Source organism: Rhodopseudomonas rhenobacensis (assembly GCF_014203125.1).
GTDB lineage: Bacteria > Pseudomonadota > Alphaproteobacteria > Rhizobiales > Xanthobacteraceae > Rhodopseudomonas_A > Rhodopseudomonas_A rhenobacensis.
On record NZ_JACHIH010000003.1, the window covers coordinates 115,345 to 133,784 of the forward strand.

An 18,440-nucleotide genomic window follows, 5' to 3' on the forward strand; every position below is an offset into this window, starting at 1 on the left:
CATGTCCAACCGGCATTTCGAATGGTTCAAGAAGAACGAAACCGACGACGAGGTGCAGCACAAGCTGCAGCGGCTCTACGGCCTCGCATGCGATCGCCTGGCTCTCAACCCGGACAGCAGCTTCATCGCGACCGCGATGGCGGCCAATCCGGCGGAAGCCCGACGCGATCCGGTGCAACGTCTGGCGCATCATTTGTTCACCTACAAATTGGCGATGCCGAGCGGCGCCTGGGGCCTGCTGGGGCTTGGTCTGCTGCATTCTGTGCTTCAGGAGGTCGGCCGGGAAGACGGCAAGAAGCCCGTTCCGGTCGCGATCCCGCGCGCCGACGCGCGTGATCTCGATGGTCTCGCGAGCCGGCTGCTGCTGCCCGACGTCGACCAGAAGGACGTGCGCCGGGCGGCGGCGTTCGTCGACTATCTGCTGAAGGAACAGGGGCCGAAAGGCTTCATCAAGTTCGGCCGCGAGATGGGCGTCGCCGGGACGGTGGATCCCGCCAGCCAGGCGGCGGCGGGCATTTCGAGCGCTGCCCTCGAGCTGAAATGGCAAGAGGCCTCGGACGGCGGTCCGGCCCGCAAGGGACCCGTCCATCTGGTGATGTGGGTGGCGCGGGCGGCGGCGGCGCACAGGGTGCTGCTGTTCTGGTTCCTGCTCGCCAACGCGGTGCAGATTCTCTACGCCGTCATCGTGCCGGTGCTGCTGCAGTCGCTGTTCGACAAGGGTATCAAGCCGAGCGATGTCGAGGCTATCAGCCTCTATCTGGCCTACCTCACCTTGGGCTTTCTGGCCGCGTCCGGATTCGGCGTGGTGCTGGACTACACGCTGGCCAAGCTCGGACCGCGCATCCTCAACGACCTTCGCGAACGGATGTTTCGCAAGATCAACAACATCGATGCGCGCGAACTCGCAAGATCCAATACTGACGAAATCATCGCCCACTTCTCCAATGACATCACCGTGGTGGAAAAGGCCGTGATCTGGGCCGTGCCCGGGCTGTTTTCCAAAGGCCTGATGTTGATCGGCTCCGTCGTGGTGGCGTTCACGCTGGACTGGCAGCTGGCGACCGTCACCCTGGTCTCGCTGGTGATCGCGTTCTGGCTGCCGCGCGGCTTCAGCAAGCGCGCGGTGCGCTTCAACTACGAGCGCGGCGCAAAGGACGCCAAGCTCGCCAATATCGTCAAAGAGACCCTGCTGATGCAGCGGGTCATCCGCATCTTCGGCCTGCGCGACCAGCAGTCGAAGCAGTTCACCGGGCAGATCGGTCAGCTCTTCACCGCGAGCAACGACCAATATTTCTCGTCCGGCCTGGTCGGGCGCATGACCAGCTTCGGCGTCAGCGCCGCGCAACTGCTGGTGATCGGGCTTGGCGCCGTGCAGTCGGTGGACGGGCTGGTATCGTCCGGCACGATCGTCGCGTTCATCACGCTGCTGATCACCATCGGCGGCGCGGCCGGCTTCATCGGCGCGCAATTGCCGCTGCTGATTCAGGGCGTCGGCGGCCTCGAGCGGGTGCAGGACCTGCTCGCCAAGCCCGACGCCGCGCCGGATCCGGAGCGGCCGGAGTCGATCGGCGGGCTGGTGCATTCGCTGCAATTCGACGAGGTCAGCTTCAGCTATGACGGCAGCAGCCCGGTGCTGGACAAGGTGTCGATGACCATCGACTGCCCGCGGCGGGTGATGGTGGTGGGGCCGTCCGGCTCGGGCAAATCGACCATCCTGCGCCTGATCGAGAACCAGTTCTCGCCGGGCAGCGGCCACGTCCGCTTCAACGGCGTCGATCTGCGGCTGCTGGGCGAGGAGCAGGTCCGCTCGCTGATCTCGCTGGTGCCGCAGGACACCATGCTGTTCCAGACCTCGGTGCGCGAGAATATCCGCATGGGCAAGCGCGATGCCAGCAACGCCGAGGTCGAGGCCGCGGCCAGGGCCGCCGACATCCACGCCATCATCATGGCGATGCCCGACGGCTACGACACCAACGTCGGCGAGGCCGGCAACAAGCTGTCCGGCGGGCAACGCCAGCGCATCGCCATCGCCCGCGCGCTGCTGCACGATCCGCAGATCATGCTGCTCGACGAGGCCACCTCGGCGCTGGATTCGGCAAGCCGCGTCGCGGTGGAAGCGACCTTGCGCAAGGTCACGGCCGGCCGCACCGTGGTCGCCGTGACCCACGACCTCACGCAGTGCGAGCACGCCGATCTGGTCTATGTGGTCAAGGCCGGCCGCATGGTCGAGAGCGGCACCCACAAGATGCTGCTCGCCGCCGACGGCGTCTATGCCGATCTGTGGCAGCGCAGCGTGATCGCGGCCGCCGACGGCACCTTGCCGCGCGATCAACTGCTCGACCGGCTGCGCAAGCGTCCCATCCTCAAGGACGTGCCGGCCGATTTCGTCGAGCGCCTGCTCGCCAACATGACCGTGGAAACGGTCGGTCCCGACACCGTGCTGATCGAGGACGGCAAGCCGGCGGACCGTCTGATCTTCATTGCCCAGGGCGAGGCACAGCAAAGCATGCGTCTGTCGGACGGCACCTTCATGGCGGTCGAAGTGCTCGAGGCGGGGGATGCGGTGGGCGAATATGCGGCGCTTGAAAACGCCGAGGAATTCACCCGCGTGGTGACGCGCAAGGACTGCCACCTGCTGACGATCGATGCCGCGGCGCTGCGGGCGCTGATTGCCGAGGATCCGGCGATCGAGCAACGCATCATTGCGGCCCTCGCGTCGCGTCACGAGGCGATGACGCAATACTGCGCCTGGCAGAAATTGCAGCAGCATGCGCAGCCGCAATGAGTCCTGACGCGCCCGCCGGCAGCATTGCCACCCGCCTCGCCGCGCTCGCCGCGGCGTCCGACAGCCGCTGGTCGATCAGCTTCCTCGACAGCCAAGGCGCGGTGGCTGAACGCTGCGGCGCGGCCGAGCTGGCGGCGCGGGCCGCCGCGGTGGCGGGCTTTCTGGAGCGCCAGACCGCGCCGGGCGCGCCGGTGCTGCTGGTGTTCCAGCCGTCGGTCGACTTCCTGGTGGCGTTCCTCGCCTGCCAGTGGTCGGGACGTCTCGCCGTGCCGATCAACCCGCCGCGCCGGCATCGGCTGATCCAGCGGCTGCAAGCGGTGGCCGCCGACAGCGGCGCCGCGGTGGCGCTGACCGGCGGCGGCGTGGCGGAGTCTGCGCTGTGGCGGGCCGACAGCGCGGTGCTCGCGGCGATCCGCTGGCAGGACATCGGCGAGATCGACAGCGATCCCGCACTGGCCGGCCCGCTGCGCGAGGTCGATCCCGCCGCGACCTGCTTCATCCAGTACACCTCCGGCTCGACCGCGCTGCCCAAGGGTGTGGAGGTGAGCCACGCCAATCTGATGGCCGATATGGCGCGGATGCAGGACGCCTGGGGCCTGTCGCCGTCGAGCACGATGGTGACGTGGCTGCCGGCGTTCCACGACCTCGGCTTGATCTTCGGCCTGTTGCAGACGCTGTTCACCGGCTGTCCGGTGGTGCAGATGGCGCCGAACAGTTTTCTGCAGCGCCCGGTGTCGTGGCTCGAGGCGATCAGCCGTTTCCGCGGCACTCACACCGCGGCGCCCAGCTTCGCCTACGATCTCTGCTGCCGCCGGATTCCGCCCGAGCAGCGCGAGGGACTCGATCTCTCCAGTCTGGTGATGGCGATGAATGCCGCCGAGCCAATCGATCCGCGGGTGATGCAAAACTTCATCGACGCGTTCGGCCCGCATGGTTTTGGCGACACGACCTTCGCTCCGGCCTACGGGCTTGCAGAATCGACTCTGGCGGTGACCGCGAGCCCCGTCGCTGTCGCGCCACGGCTGTTCACGCTCGATGCGGCAGCTCTTGAGGACGAACGGATCGCTTTGCATGGTGCTGTTGCTCGCCGGACTACAATTGCCGGCTCCGGCACGCCGCTGGCCGACGTGACGATCGCCATCGTCGATCCCGAGACCGGACGCCGTCAGCCTGCTGACCGGGTCGGCGAAATCTGGCTCGGCGGTCCCACCATCGCGCGCGGCTATTGGCGCAGGCCGGACGAAAGTGCTGCGACCTTCGGGGTCCGCATCGCCGACGAGGACGATCCAACGAAATATCTTCGCACCGGCGATCTCGGCGCGATGATCGACGGCGAACTCTGCGTCACCGGCCGCATCAAGGATCTGATTATTCTATCGGGCGCCAATCACTATCCGCAGGATATCGAGCGGGCGGCACAAGCCGCCCATCCGGCGCTGCGTGTCGATAGCGGCGCCGCGTTCAGCATTGCGGGCGATCACGGCGGCGAGCAGGTCGTGCTGGTGCAGGAACTGGAGCGCACCCAGCGCCGCAGCGATCCGGCGCCCTTGTTCAGCGCGATCAGCACGGCGGTCTGGCAAACGCTCGAGCTTCAGATATCCCGCATCGTGCTGGTGGAGCCGGGCGCGGTGCTGCGCACCTCCAGCGGCAAGATTCAGCGCGCCGCCAATCGCCAAGCCTGGCGCGACGGCGCGCTTGCCGTGATCGCCGAATGGCGCGTGGCGCGAGCGCAGATTCGCGAGCCCGCATCTAGCACAGCCGCGACGCTGCCGCCGGGCGACGCGGCGGCGTTGCAACGATGGCTGTGCGAGTGGCTGTCGCGGCGGCTCGAACTGCCGCTGGCGCAGGTGCGGGTGGATCGCGGCGTCGGCGAACTCGGCCTCACTTCGGTCGATGCCGTCGAACTGGCCGTCGCGCTCGGCGCGCATCTCGCCCGCAAGCTGCCGCAGACGCTGGCTTATGATCACCCGACCATCAACGCCATGGTGGCGCATCTGTGCAGATCGCCGCCGCCGGCTTCGGCTCCAAATCCGTCGCCGGCCTCCGGCGGCGATCTCGAAGAGCTGTTGTCGATGATCGAGGGAGACGGCCGTGGCGGCCACTGAGGAGCGGCGCGCGAGCCTGACCCAGCGGTTGGGTCGGCTGCGTCCGGAGCAGATCACCGAATTGATGCTGGCGCTCGAAGGCCGCATCGATGCGCTGCGAACCGAGACGGCGCGGGGAAGCCAGCCCTTGGCGATCGTCGGGCTGGCCGCGCGTTTTGCCGACGCCCCCTCGGCGGAGGCCTATGGCAAATTGCTGTTCGAGGGCCGCGACGCGGTTCGCGCTGCGCCTGCGGATCGGCCGGAGCGCGACGGACTGCCGCCGGGCGGCTATCTCGATGGCGTTGATCGTTTCGACGCCGGCTTCTTCGGACTGCGGCCGGCCGAAGCCGACGCCATGGATCCGCAGCACCGGCTTGCGCTGATGCTGGCCTGGCACGCGCTGGAAGACGCCGGCTACGCAGATGCCGCGCTGCGTCCGCGCGCCACCGGGGTTTTCCTCGGCCTTGGCGCCAATGATTACGACGCCCGGTTTCACGACACCGACAGCCTGTCGCCTGCGGCCATTCTGGGCAATGCGGGATCGATCGCCGCCGGACGCATCAGCCATTGGCTCGACATCACCGGCCCTGCATTGGTGATCGACACCGCCTGCTCGTCGTCGCTGGTCGCTGTTCATGCCGCCTGCCGCGCGCTGCGCGCCGGCGAATGCGACCTCGCGCTCGCCGGCGGCGTCAATCTCGTACTCGACGCGGACGTCACCGCGGCGCTCGCCGCCGCCGGGATGCTCGGCCCTGGCCATGCCTGCCGCAGCTTTGACGCCGCAGCCGATGGCTATGTGCGCGGCGAGGGCGGCGGGCTCGTGGTGCTGAAGCGGCTTGCCGATGCCGCGCGCGACGGCGATGCCATCCGCGCCGTCATCCGCGGCTCCGCGATCAATCATGACGGCCATTCCAGCGCGCTCACCGCGCCGAACGGCGCCGCCCAGCAGGCGGTGATCGCCGCAGCACTCGCCGATGCGGGCCTGTCACCGCGCGATGTGCAGGCCGTGGAATGCCACGGCACCGGCACGCCGCTCGGCGATCCCATTGAGGTGCAGGCGCTCGCCGCCGCCTATGCGGCGGATCGCAGCGCGCCGCTGCTAATCGGCTCGGCCAAGACCAATATCGGGCATCTGGAAGCCGCGGCCGGCATCGCCGGACTGATCAAGATGGTGCTGGCGCTGCAGGCCGGTCGGCTGCCGGCGACGCTGCACCAGTCCACGCCCAATCCGCGCATTGCCTGGAGCGATCTGCCCGTCCGCGTCGTCGACCGGGCGATGGACTGGCCGACTGCCACGCACCGGCGTGCCGGCGTGAGCAGTTTTGGCTTTTCCGGCACCAATGCGCATCTGATCGTCGAGCAGGCACCGCCGTGTGCCGGTGGAGCAGCTGAACACATTCTGCCGACCATTTTGGCGTTGTCCGCGCCCGATGAAGGCGGCCTGCGCCGGCTCGCCGCCGAGCTTGCGGATCATCTCGCCGCTTATCCGGAGACGCCGCTGGCGGGCGTCGCCGCCGCGCTGACCACCGGGCGCGGGCGCTTCGCCCATCGCGCCGCCTGCCTGGCGCGCAGCCACGACGAAGCGCTCGCGGGTCTGCGAGCTATCGCCGAGGGCGAGCAGCCTTTCGCCGGGGCCGTCGGCCAAGCCGGCTCCGAACGGCCGAAGATCGCCTTGCTGTTTTCCGGACAGGGCAGCCAGTGGCCCGGCATGGCGGCAGACTTGTATGCCGCCGACCCGATCTTCCGCGATCGGCTGGACGCCGCCGCGCGTCGGCTTAGTACCGATCCCGCGACGCTGCGATTCGATTCCGTCGCAGGCGGCCGGGCGCCCGACACAGCCGAGGTGCAGCCGGCGCTGTTCGTGCTCGAATATGCGCTGGCCGAGCGCCTCGCCTGCTTCGGTGTGGTGCCCGACATTGTCGCCGGGCACAGCCTTGGCGAATGGTCCGCGGCTTGTGTGGCCGGGATGCTGCCGTTCGAGATCGCTCTCGACGTGGTGGCCGCGCGTGGCCGGCTGATGGGCGCGCTGCCGGGCGACGGCGAGATGGCGGCGGTGTTCGCGCCGATCGCGCGCGTCGCGCCGCTGCTGGATCGTTTCGGCGCGCGCCTCGATATCGCCGCGCTCAATGCTCCGGACGAGGTGGTGGTTTCGGGCGACAAGGCGGCGATTGCGTCATTACTTACGGATCTGGACGCCGCCGGGATCAGCTGCCAGCGTATCGCCACCAGCCACGCCTTCCATTCACACCTGATGGATGCCGCGGTGGCGCCGTTCGAGCAGGTGGTACGCGACGCCGGCCTGTCGGCGCCGAAGCTGCCGATGGTCTCCAATGTGACGGGGACGCTGGCGGCGGATTTTCAAAACCCGGCCTATTGGGGGCGGCAGATCCGCCAGCCGGTGCGGTTTGGCGACAGCCTCGACAGCATCGCCGCTTCCGGCGCGGATGTGGTCGTCGAGATCGGCCCCGCCGCGACCCTGGTCGGCTTTGCGCAGCGCGCACCCGGCTTCCAGGACAAGGCCACGCACTTCATTCCCACGATGCGCCGCAACCGCGCGGCGGCTGATACTTTGGCGCTCGCGCTCTGCCGGCTGTTCGCCGCCGGGCTCGATATCCGCTGGCCAATGAGCGGCGCGGCGCGCGTCAGCCTGCCCGGTTATCCCTTCGCCGGGGAGCAGCATTGGATCGCCTCGCCCGATCGGAGGCCGATCGCGCAGCACGCCATGGTCGCCATGCCGGTGCCTGAGCTGCAGCCGGCGGCGACGCCGGCTCTGAGCCGGGACGAAGTGCGCGCCGGCATCGCGGCGAGCCTGCGGCGCAGCCTGCAACTGGACGATGCGGCGCTGGCCGGCGATGCCGGCTTCTTCACGCTGGGCGTGGATTCGCTCGCTTTGATGGAAGCGATTTCCACGCTCGAGCGGCGTTGGAAAGTAGCCATCCCACGCCGCGAATTATTCGAGACGTTGACGACGCCACGCGCGCTGCTGGAGCGCGTCGTCAGCGAAATGGAGGCCCGTGCGCCCGACACGGCCGCCGCGCCCTCCGCCATCTCGCAAGTAACAGCTGTGTCCACGCCTCCATTGCAGCCTGTGGCGCGCATCGCGCCGGCGGCGCCGCAGGCCGAGCCGATCAGCGCGGAGGGGAAAACCTTCATCGCGGAGTTCGCCGCCCGCTATGGCGCGGCACGGCGGGCCTCGCGCCAGCAGCGAGAAACTTTTGGCGCCGTGCTGGCCGATAGTCGCGCGGTGGCGGGCTTCCGGCCCGAGACCAAGTCGATGCTCTATCCGATCATCGGCATCAAGGGGCAGGGCAGCCACATCATCGACGCCGACGGCAACGACTATGTCGACCTCACCATGGGGTTCGGCGTGCAATTGTTCGGCCACAACCCGCCGATGGTGGTCGAGGCGATACGAAGCCAGTTGTCGGAGCAGGGCCTGTTCCTCGGCCCGCAGGCGGAGAAGGCCGGCGAGGCCGCGGCGCTGATCGCCCGGCTCACCGGCAATGAGCGGGTGTTGTTCTGCAACACCGGGACCGAGGCGGTGATGACGGCGCTGCGGCTCGCCCGCCACGCTACGGGCCGCCCGCTGGTGGCGATGTTCGCCGGCTCCTATCACGGCCATTTCGACGGCACGCTGGCGCGCGCCGCCGAGGGCGGCAGCCTGCCGCTCGCCAGCGGCACGCCGCTTGGCATGTTGGCTGACGTGGTCGTACTCGACTATGCCGATCCCGAGGGCAGCCAGGCCGCCCTTGAGGCGCTGTCGGATCGGCTCGCGGCGGTGATCGTCGAGCCGGTGCAGAGCCGGCGCCCGAGCTTGCAGCCGCGCGATTTTCTGCAATGGCTGCGCGGCTTCACCAGCCGCGCCGGCGCCGCGCTGATCTTCGACGAGGTGCTGCTCGGGTTTCGCGTGGCGTCCGGCGGGGCGCAGGCCTGGGCCGGGGTGCGCGCCGATCTTGTGACTTATGGCAAGATCGTCGGCGGCGGCCTGCCGATCGGCGTCGTCGCCGGCGGCCGCGCGTTTCTCGACGGCATCGATGGCGGCACCTGGCCGCTGCAGGGCGCCGGTGGTCCGCAGGCCGAGCGGACCTTCTTCGCCGGCACTTTTAATAAGAACCCGCTCGCGATGGCGGCCGCAACGGCGGTCCTCACGCATCTGGACGCCTCCGGGCCCGCGCTGCAGCAGCGCCTCAACGCCACGACTGACCGTTTCTGCCGCGACCTCAACGCCACGCTCGAACACGACGGCAGCGCCTTGCGGGTGGAGCATTTCTCTTCGGTGCTGCGCTTCGCCGGCGCCAGCGACCTGTTCTACAGCCAGCTGATCTCGCGCGGCGTCTATGTCTGGGAAGGGCGGACCTGCTTCCTCTCCACGGCGCACACCGATTCCGATCTCGACCAGGTGGCGCAGGCGGTGCGCGATAGCGCCCGCGCGCTGACGGCGGTCGGCCTGATGGGCTCGTCGCCTCGCGCGGCCGCGCCCGCGACCATCGCCACCTCGCCGGGGCAGCAGGCGCTGTGGACGCTCGCCGCCTTCAGTCCCGAAAGCGCCGCCGCCTATAATCAGACGCTGGTGCTGAATTTCGAAGCCCCGCCCGATCCGCAAATGCTCAGGGCCGCGCTGGCCGATTTGATAGTCCGGCACGACAGCCTGCGGATGAATTTTGCGGAGGGCGGCGGCGAGGCCCACATCGCCGGCGCCGTCACGATCGCCTTGCAAGAGGTCGATCTGCCGGATGCCGAGGCCGCGGCGGCCTGGGTGCCGGCCGAGGCGGCACGGCCATTCGATCTTGCGGGCGGCCGATTACTTAAGATCGCTCTACTTCGGATAGGCGCGGCGGAATGCGCGCTGGTGCTGATCCAGCCGCACATCGTCACCGACGGCTGGTCGATGCAGGTGCTCGCCAACGAACTCGGCCGGCTGTATTCGGCTCGCCTCGCAGCGATGCCGGCGAGCCTGCCGGCGCCGGTGAGCTATCAGCGCTTTGCTAGCTTTGCCCGCGCGGCTGCCGCCGACCCGGACGCCGCGGCGCATTGGAAAAGCACCTTCGCTCGTCTACCCGCGCCGCTCGATCTTCCCGCCGACCGGCCGCGACCGCCGCTGCAGACGTTTGCCGGCGGGCGCATCTCCGCGCTGCTGCCGCCGGTGCTGGCGGATCGGCTGGCGACGCAAGCGCGGGCGCAAAATTGCTCGCTGTTCACGCTGTGCCTCGCCGCCTATGGACGGCTGCTGGCAGAACTTTCGAGGCAGGACGATATCGTCGTGGCGATCTTCGCCGCCGGCCAACCGATGCTGGGCGAGCCGGGCCTAAGCGGCTATTGCATCTCCACCGTGCCGGTGCGGCTCGCCGGCATCGGCGGCGCCGATGCGCTCGGCGTGACCCGCGCGGCGATGGCGCAGGCGATGGCCTATCCGGCCTATCCGCTGTCCGCCATCGTCAAGGCGAGCGGTTCACGGCGCGATCCGTCGCGCCCGCCGCTGGCCAGCGTCTCCTTCAACCTCGATCGCCTGGAGCCTCTCGCGGCCTTCGGTGAGTTCGCGCCAAAAGTCAGCGCCAACGCTCATGGCAGCGTGCGCTGGGACCTCAACTGGAATCTCGAACTCAGCGAGGCAGGGCTCGCCATCGAGGCCAACTACAACACGGCGTTGTTCGATGCCGCCCGGGTGAAGGGCTGGGTCGCCCGCTATCGCGAGTTATTAGACAGCAATGTCGGAGAACCCGCGCGGGCACCGGCGCTACCAGTCACTATCACGATCGCCGACTACGTGGCGCAATGGGCTGCGCAGCGGCCCGATGCGCCGGCGGTGATCGACAACGATGGCACGCTGAGCTGGGCTCAACTCGCGCAAGCCAGCGACCACCTCGCGGCGCGGCTTGCCGCGCTTGGTGTCGGGCACGGCGACCGCGTTGGCTTCTGCCTGGAGCGCGGCGCCGGCCCGCTGGTGACGATGGCGGCCGCAAGCCGGCTCGGCGCCGCCTTCGTGCCGCTCGAGCCGGAGCACCCCGCCGCCCACCGCGCCACGCTGCTCGCCGAATCCGGCGCCAGGGTGCTGGTGACGGATGCATCGACGCGGGGCGAGACGGCAGCGATTCCGACGCTGGGCTGGAGCCGCGACGCGCCGGCCGTGACGGCGCCGCCGCGCTTTTCTTCCGCAGCTTCGGATCTCGCCTACATCCTGTTCACCTCCGGCTCCACCGGGCGCTCGAAGGGCGTCATGGTGTCCTGCGGCGGACTGCACACCTATGCGGACGCCATGCTGCGCCGGCTGGCGATGCCCGGTCCGCTGGTGTTTTCGATCGTCACCTCGTTCGCCGCCGACCTCGGCTACACAAGCGTGATCGGCGCTTTGGCTTCCGGCGGCACTCTCAATGTCGTGGATGCGGCCACCGCGCGCGACCCCGCCGCCTTGATCGCCCGGATGGCGCAGGCCCCGGCCGACGTGCTGAAAATCGTCCCCAGCCATCTCGCGGCGCTGCTGACGCATCCGGACGCCGCCGCGCTGCTGCCGCGGCGCGCGCTGATCTGCGGCGGCGATGTGCTCACCTTTGCATTGGTGCAACGGCTGGCGGCGCTGCGGCCCGGCTTGCGCATCTTCAATCATTACGGCCCCACCGAGACCACCATCGGCTGCACCATGGTGGAGGTCACCGCGGCGCTCGCGAGCGTGATGGCGGATGGCCGCGTGCCGATCGGCTATGCGCTCGACGGCGCCGTCGTGGAGATCGTCGGCAGCGACGGCACGGTGCTTGCGGCTGGCGAGACCGGCGAAATCCGCGTCAGCGGCGCGGGCGTCGCGCTGGGCTATCTGGCGCCGGCGGCCGACGCGGCGTCCGGCTTCATCCGCCGCGCCGACGCCGCGCGCGCCTATCTCACCGGCGATCTCGGCAGCATGGATGCCGACGGCCTCGTCCGCTTCCTCGGCCGCAACGACGACATGGCAAAAATCCGCGGCCATCGGGTCGATCCCAACGGGGTGGCGGCGGTGCTGCGCGCCTGCCCGGGCGTGTCGGACGCGGCGGTGCTGGTCAAACGCGACGACGACGGCGCGGCGCGCCTGCTTGGTGCCATCGTGGCATCCGGCCAGACCGTTGAAAACCTCGCCACGCTGCTGATCGACCAGCTGCCGGAAGCCCATCGTCCGTCCCGGCTTGTGATCGTCGAGGCATTGCCACTCACCGCCAACGGCAAGGTCGATCGCAGCGCCCTGATGGAGCTGTTTGCCGCGCCGCGCGCCGTCGTCACCGCAGCGCCGGTTCAAGCCGAGGGCGTGCTCGGCACGATTCTGCTGCTGTGGCGAGAGCTGTTCGTCGGCCTTGGCGACCAGGCGCAGAATATCGGCGCCGACGATGATTTCTTCGCGCTCGGCGGTGATTCCATCATGGCGATCCAGCTTGCCGGCAAGGCCCGCGCGGCCGGCTGGCTGATGTCGCCCGCGCAGATTTTCACCGCGCCGACGCCGCGGGGGCTGGCCGAAATCATCCAGCCGGTCGCGGCACAGGCTGTCGAAGATCGCGGGCCGGTCGCGGAGGCGGTGCCGCTGACGCCGATCCAGCACTGGTTCATGGACATCGACATGCCCGATCGCGGCCATTGGGCGCTGACGGCGGTGTTCGATCTCCCGCTCGGCGCAACGACCGAAGCGATTAGTACGGCGCTCGCGGCGGCGGTTCAGCGTCACGACGCGCTGCGCGTGCGCCTCTGCGACGGCGACCCGCCGGCGCAGCAGGTGGAAGCAACGGCTTTCTCGCCGGCCTTGCAGCAACAATTAGCTGCCGCCGACGAGTTATCCGCCGCTGAGGATCGGATCGCCGATCGCCTGGTGGCGCAGCTGGATCCCGCTGCGGGCCGCCCATTCGCCGCGGGCCTGATCGAAACCGGCGCCGCGAAGCGCCTCGTCGTGGCGGTGCATCACCTGGTGTTCGACATGGTCTCCTGGGCGATTCTTTCGGACGATCTGGCCAACGCATTGTCCGACCCGCCGCGGCCGGTGGCGGCTCCGCCGACGGCGTGGTCCTGGTGGTGCCGCCATCAGGCGGCGTCGGCGGAAGCCTTCGAAGTCGATCGCCCGTATTGGCAGGCGGTGTTGGACGTCGCAGTGACGGTGCCGCTCGATGCTCCGGACAGCGTGGATTTGGAAGGCGACGCGCAATGCCGCGAATTGCGACTGAGCGCCGAGCTGTGCCAGCCGCTGTTCGCCGATCTGACCGAACGTTTCGGCCTCCAGCCGCATGAAGGCGCGCTGGCGCTGGTCGCCCGCGCGCTGATCGGCTGGACCGGCGGCGCGGTGCAGATCGAGTTGGAAGGGCACGGCCGTGACGCGGGCGACTCGGACATCGATCTGTCGCGCAGCATCGGCTGGTTCACCACGCGCTATCCGGTCGCGCTGGCGGCGGACGCGACCGACCTGCCGCGCTGGCTTTTGGCCATCAAGGACACAGCGCGTGCGGCGGCCGGGCGGTCGATGGGTTACGGTCTGCTGCGGTGCGCCGCCGTGCCGCTGACCGGGCCGCGGCCGCAACTGTCCTTCAACTACCTCGGCGAGATCGGGCGGTTCGGCCATGCCGGGCTGCCGCTGCTCCGGCTCGGCGCGGGTCGCGAGCGGGCCGCGCGGGCGGTTCGCCCGCATCGCCTGGCCTTCAACTGTTGGCAGGATGCCGGCGCTCTCATCGTTCGCTGCGAATTCGGCGCCGGCCATCAGGTCGCGACCATCGAGCGCCTGCTGCAGGCCATCGCCGCCGAGGCGGACGCCTGCCGTTCCGTGGTGAGCTTTTCGGAGCAGCGCCGCTATTCGCCGAGCGACTTCTCGGCGCTCGACCTCAGCCAGGAAGATCTCGACGCCCTGACGCTCTTCAATTGACAGATCCGCCTCCTCCAGGCGCAAGAGAGCCGGAGATGGAGACCCGTTCTGTTCTGAATGCTGGCAAATAAGTGGCGCACCCGACACGATTCGAACGTGTGACCTTTGCCTTCGGAGCAATTTAACCTGCCCTTCGACACTTCACGATGGGTTTCGCTCCGATGCGCTATGCTACTGTAATTACTAAACAAATTGAAATTTAGACCCGCCTGACGTACCCTCGGACACGCTCCGACTTGCGTCCGGTTGCTTACGTGGTGCTTACGCGAGAATGGGAGTTTGGACGGGAGAATTCCCATGGCTAAGCTCACGAAGCGGCTCGTCGATGCCGCCGAATCCCAGGAGAAGGACTACGTCATCTGGGACGACGAACTACCAGGTTTCGGCCTGCGCGTCTTCGCCTCTGGCAAGCGCAGCTATGTCCTTCAATATCGGGCATTGGGCCGCTCGCGCCGCTACACCATCGGCTTGCATGGCGTCTGGACCGCTGAGAGCGCGCGGCAGGAGGCGAAGGTCCAATTGGGCCGTGTTGCTCAGGGCGACAACCCCGCCGAGGAACGCCAGCTCGATCATAAAGCGATCACCGTCAAGGAGCTCTGCACGCTCTACCTTAACGACCTAAACGCTGGCCTCATCCTAGGCAAAGGCGGCCGGCCGAAGAAGCCGCACACTATCGTCACCGATATTGGGCGCATCAATCGTCACATCATTCCTCTCCTGGGTACGCGGAGGGTGAAGGATCTGACTAAGGCCGACATCAACAAAGTGCTTAAGGACATCATGGCCGGCAAAACAGCGGTGTCGGTGAAAACCAACAAGCTGCGTGGGAAGGCCATCGTGCGCGGCGGCGCTGGCACAGCGACGCGCACGGTTGGACTCCTTGGGGGCATTCTCACCTACGCGGTCGAAGCCGGCATCATCACCGTCAATCCAGCCCACGGACTGCGAAAGCCGAAGGACAATGTCCGAACTCGACGGCTCACCGAAGCGGAGTATCGGACGCTGGGCGAGATGCTGCGGACAGCCGAGGCGGACGAGAAGTATGCGACGACGGTTGAGATCATTCGTCAGATCGCGCTGACCGGCTGCCGCCGCAGCGAGATGATAGGCCTCATGTGGGCCGAGGCGGACACCGATGGGAGCTGCCTGCGACTCATCGATAGCAAGGAGGGGACCTCAGTCCGTCCCATCGGGCTGCCAGTCGTTGAGTTTTTTGAAGCGCGTCGGAAAGCAGCCTCCGGAACTTATGTTTTCCCCGGACTGGGCGACGACAATGCGTTCGGGAGTTTCCCAAACCACTGGGAGCAGATCTTCAAGGACTCACCACTCTCCGACGTTACACCCCACGTCTTGCGCCACAGCTTTGCAAGCGTCGGGAACGACCTCGGCTTCACGGAGGTGACGATCGCCGCGCTGGTCGGCCATTCGAAGGGCTCCGTTACCAGCAAATACATTCACGCGCTCGACACCGCCCTCATCATGGCCGCGGATACGATCGCCGGCTACATCGAGGGCCTTCTCGACGGGAAGGAATTCAAGCAGACGGCCTATGCTCTTGATCGCAATTCCCGAAAGGCGGCGCTCGCACGGTTCCTGAGAAAGGCCGAAAGCGAAGATGTGGCCGAGTCCGGAGAGGATAAGCGCTTTGCCGCCTAGGAAATAGCTCTGGCCAATCCTGCTGACAGTTAGGCTTGCTAGCCGATGGCGAAGAATTGATTAAAAAGTGGCCCAACCCGCACCGAGCGGACGGAGAAGCGCGACGGAGCAGGAAACGTGCCGTCGTCGACCCGTTTCTGGAACACGTCCGCGCTTGCCGATCGGCCGTATCAAGAGCGAATGCCATCCGCCGTGATGAAGCCGGGGTTGAACGTCGAGAAGTCGCGCAACTGAGGCACAGCTCGAACGTACGCAAGGTCGATCAAGTTCATATCAATCAGCCTGTGCAGGGCGCCGCCGTGCAGGAGACGCAACACCTCAGCGAGCACGAGCGTCGCAGCAACCGCGCCCACGAACGGAGCACCGACCGCCTTGCCTGCCAGCAAGGTCACGCCGCAACGGTCGAGGGAGCCCTCGTCGAGCATCTTGCGATAGGCCGCCGCATCGACCGCTGATTGGCTGCCTTCACCTTCGTCTCTCCACAGCGTGCCCGCCGACATTTCGCCGGGCAGTGTGTGAATCAGCAGGCTACGGAAATCTTGATGCCCGCGACCCAGCCCGGCTTCGACCACGAAGTCGAAGCCGACCTGGTCGAGCGCGCGTCGTCCTACGGCATTGTCGAGGCCACACAGCGCGATCGACGGTTCATTGTGGTGACGGCGGCAGGTTTCATCGAACAGCCGCTCGGTAATGGCGGTGGCGAATCCTCGCCGTTCCGCCCATTTGGCGGTAACGCGCGTTTTCTTTTCGCCAAGCATCGTGCGGTCCGAGAGGATCGAGGTGCTTTCGGTCGAGGGGGTGATCACATCGATGTCCTGGAGGAGTACTTCGACCTTCGCGTCGGCCGCGTAGGGTAAAAGCCCGAGTCCCCAGAGATAGGCCTGGCCGAGATGCCCGAGGCCGATGAGCCAGAGGCGAGACGGTAGATAGGAGAGCTCCGGCGCGCTCGCGTCGCACGACATCCAGTCGGTCGACCGCGACAGGTTCCAGAGATTGAGTCCGACGGTTCGCTTTCCAGCGAAGGGACTGTCGCCCGAAAGATGGAGGAATGCTTCGTTGATCGCCAATGCGGCGGCGAGCATCGGCGCCAAAGCCATCGGACCGATGTCGCCGCAATCGGGACCTTCAGCGTGACCGGGCACGATCCCGCCGCGCCAGCCATCGAATACCGCCCTGATCGAGAAGCCGTCTGACTTTTGCTTAGCCAGACCGCCGATCGCGATGAGCGGGATGCCCGCGGTCGCTGCCCCTGACGTGCCGCCTGCGGCCGCGACGGCATCCCGGAGCGTCGGGCCGGGGGACACCGGAACGTTCAGCGGCACATCAAGGTCGCCCTCGACGGTTACGCCGCCAAGGAAGACGCGCCGGCCGAGCTCCACTGCAGTCAGCAGCGCGGCCTGATGATGACGATCGATCGCCTCGTCCGGTCCTATGGACAAGGCGATCCGGTAGCCGCGCAGCAGAGCCTCTGCCTCTTGCCGGCTTGCGACCGTGCCATTGTCCATGGCGCGCTTGGCGAGCCGATGCATCTCGTCGGCAGGGGTAAAACTGTTCATCGCAATCCTCAAAATCCGATGTTGAAGAATTGGCGACGTTGAATACGCGGCACCGTGTGCCATGCGCCGCCGCCGAGGTAACGGTAGATGCCGATGTCGTCGTGCTGGATCGGCTTGCGCGCGAAGCGCGGGAGGATCAGGGCGAGATGTCCGGCCTGCGAGACCATGGGATAAGCGCGATCGGAGTTGCTCTGCCCGGAATCACCGGGATGGACATGCACATCAGCAACGACGGTCAGACCGCGCTCCCGGCACATCGCCCAAAGCCGCCCGAAATACTTGCCGTCGAAGCGGATGATGCCGGTGTCGAGACTATGTGGATCCAGATCGTCATAGAGGACGAAATCGCTAATCCGCGCGACGCCATTCGCGTCGGCATAGCCGAGCAGGAAGGCGCCGCTTTCACGGCTTTCATCCCGCCCACGCTCGCGCAGTCGCGCGGTCAACCGCCGCCACAGAAACCACGAGCATGACAGCTCACGCCGCGGCGCGAGCAGCCGGTTGATAATCGCCGCAATTGAGAAGTTCATGCACAATCTCCAGATACTGTGTGATGCCGCGCTCGGGACGCCAGATCATCGTGGGTGTTTCGGTGCGCCAGTTGTCGTGTCCCTCCCGGGTGACGCGGTCGCATGGGAGATACAGGGCGGTGCCTTGCTTCCAGTCGGGCCGAAACACCGCGCCGACGCGGCCGCCTTTGCCGCGCGGCCATCGGTCGAAAGGCAGCGGCACGCTGCGCTCCGCGTCCCAGGGGCGCGCCGTCGGTGCGATCGCCGGATAGCCGGCGCAATCAAACCTCAAGACGTATTCCCGGCCATCGATGGCCGAGACGCCGAGCAGCACGATGGGCCAGGTGATCGAGATCAACCGGAAGCGGCCTTCCGATTGTGCGAGCCGAAACGCCGGTCGGGCGAGATCGGCGCGCAGGGCTCGTTCGTCGGGCCCTGCCGAAGCCGGCATGCTCATGCAACACCCCAGCCGTTGACCTTCGGCGTGGTGACGAGGTCGAACTCGACCTTGCACTTCGGGCAGGATGCAAGCGTGCCGATATGCGTGCCCGGATCGGGCTGATCGGTCGTGCCGGCGATCTGCAGGTGGTGGTGGCTCGCTTCCTCTTCGGTCATGCCGAACTTGCGGACCGTCACCCAGTGCTTGACGCGGGCGACCGTCGCACCCGGCGCGAACTCGTGGCGCACGGTCTTGTCCTTGAAATGGATGATGACCTCGATCGTGCGGCAACGATGCACATGCGCCTTGATCCCGGCGCGACCAGCCTTGTCACGAAGCTTGGCATTACCATCGATCGGTTCGTCCTCATCCTCGAGGAACAGGATGATCTCGCCCGCGATGGCGTGTTTACCGGCGATTGCCGCCTGAAGCACGGCGAACGTGGCCTCGGCGTCGATTTCCAGATGCTCGAGCGCGCCGACGCCCTCGCCCTGATAGTAGATGTCGATGATATTCATGTCCCAACCCTTCCGGTGGCGAGAGGGCGGGCCCGA

The 18,440-nt window shown here is 67.4% G+C and carries 8 protein-coding genes; 4 read left to right on the top strand and 4 right to left on the bottom strand.

Going from position 1 to position 18,440, the window contains the following annotated elements:
• Position 1: 1 nt before the first annotated feature.
• From HNR60_RS04060 to HNR60_RS04075, 4 genes are all read left to right on the top strand, one after another.
• Positions 2-2,785 (top strand): ATP-binding cassette domain-containing protein, encoded by a 2,784-nt coding sequence (locus HNR60_RS04060; RefSeq protein WP_184254578.1) that lies wholly within the window; start codon positions 2-4, stop codon positions 2,783-2,785.
• A complete protein-coding gene (locus HNR60_RS04065) occupies positions 2,782-4,890 on the top strand; it encodes an AMP-binding protein (RefSeq protein ID WP_184254580.1) in 2,109 nt (702 codons plus the stop codon). The genes HNR60_RS04060 and HNR60_RS04065 overlap by 4 nt, the downstream gene beginning before the upstream one ends.
• A complete protein-coding gene (locus tag HNR60_RS04070) occupies positions 4,877-13,726 on the top strand; it encodes a type I polyketide synthase (protein ID WP_184254582.1) in 8,850 nt (2,949 codons plus the stop codon). Before HNR60_RS04065 ends, HNR60_RS04070 begins: the two co-directional genes overlap by 14 nt.
• A gap of 297 nt (positions 13,727-14,023) precedes the next feature.
• The gene (locus HNR60_RS04075) at positions 14,024-15,382 is read left to right on the top strand and encodes a tyrosine-type recombinase/integrase (RefSeq protein ID WP_184254584.1); all 1,359 of its coding nucleotides are present in this window, start codon (positions 14,024-14,026) and stop codon (positions 15,380-15,382) included.
• Positions 15,383-15,552: 170 nt separating this feature from the next.
• Here the strand turns inward: HNR60_RS04075 and HNR60_RS04080 are convergent, their stop codons facing one another.
• Genes HNR60_RS04080 through HNR60_RS04095 form a run of 4 tightly spaced genes read right to left on the bottom strand, consistent with a single transcriptional unit; the run spans position 15,553 to position 18,404 of the window.
• Positions 15,553-16,938 carry a thiamine biosynthesis protein ThiF gene (locus HNR60_RS04080; RefSeq protein ID WP_184254586.1) on the bottom strand — a complete coding sequence of 462 codons (1,386 nt, stop codon included), beginning with the start codon at positions 16,936-16,938 and terminating at the stop codon, positions 15,553-15,555.
• 8 nt (positions 16,939-16,946) lie between these two features.
• Positions 16,947-17,468 carry an MPN domain-containing protein gene (locus HNR60_RS04085; protein WP_184254588.1) on the bottom strand — a complete coding sequence of 174 codons (522 nt, stop codon included), beginning with the start codon at positions 17,466-17,468 and terminating at the stop codon, positions 16,947-16,949.
• Positions 17,416-17,904 carry a DUF7665 family protein gene (locus HNR60_RS04090; RefSeq protein WP_246432804.1) on the bottom strand — a complete coding sequence of 163 codons (489 nt, stop codon included), beginning with the start codon at positions 17,902-17,904 and terminating at the stop codon, positions 17,416-17,418. Before HNR60_RS04090 ends, HNR60_RS04085 begins: the two co-directional genes overlap by 53 nt.
• On the bottom strand, positions 17,901-18,404 hold the full coding sequence (locus HNR60_RS04095; protein WP_184254590.1) for a hypothetical protein: 504 nt from the start codon (positions 18,402-18,404) through the stop codon (positions 17,901-17,903). The genes HNR60_RS04090 and HNR60_RS04095 overlap by 4 nt, the downstream gene beginning before the upstream one ends.
• Positions 18,405-18,440 lie beyond the last annotated feature (36 nt).

Coding starts and splice junctions, on each gene's coding strand:
- HNR60_RS04060 (WP_184254578.1), top strand. CDS start 2: ATGTCCAACCGGCATTTCGAATGGTTCAAGAAGAACGAAACCGACGAC.
- HNR60_RS04065 (WP_184254580.1), top strand. CDS start 2,782: ATGAGTCCTGACGCGCCCGCCGGCAGCATTGCCACCCGCCTCGCCGCG.
- HNR60_RS04075 (WP_184254584.1), top strand. CDS start 14,024: ATGGCTAAGCTCACGAAGCGGCTCGTCGATGCCGCCGAATCCCAGGAG.
- HNR60_RS04080 (WP_184254586.1), bottom strand. CDS start 16,938: ATGAACAGTTTTACCCCTGCCGACGAGATGCATCGGCTCGCCAAGCGC.
- HNR60_RS04085 (WP_184254588.1), bottom strand. CDS start 17,468: ATGAACTTCTCAATTGCGGCGATTATCAACCGGCTGCTCGCGCCGCGG.
- HNR60_RS04090 (WP_246432804.1), bottom strand. CDS start 17,904: ATGAGCATGCCGGCTTCGGCAGGGCCCGACGAACGAGCCCTGCGCGCC.
- HNR60_RS04095 (WP_184254590.1), bottom strand. CDS start 18,404: ATGAATATCATCGACATCTACTATCAGGGCGAGGGCGTCGGCGCGCTC.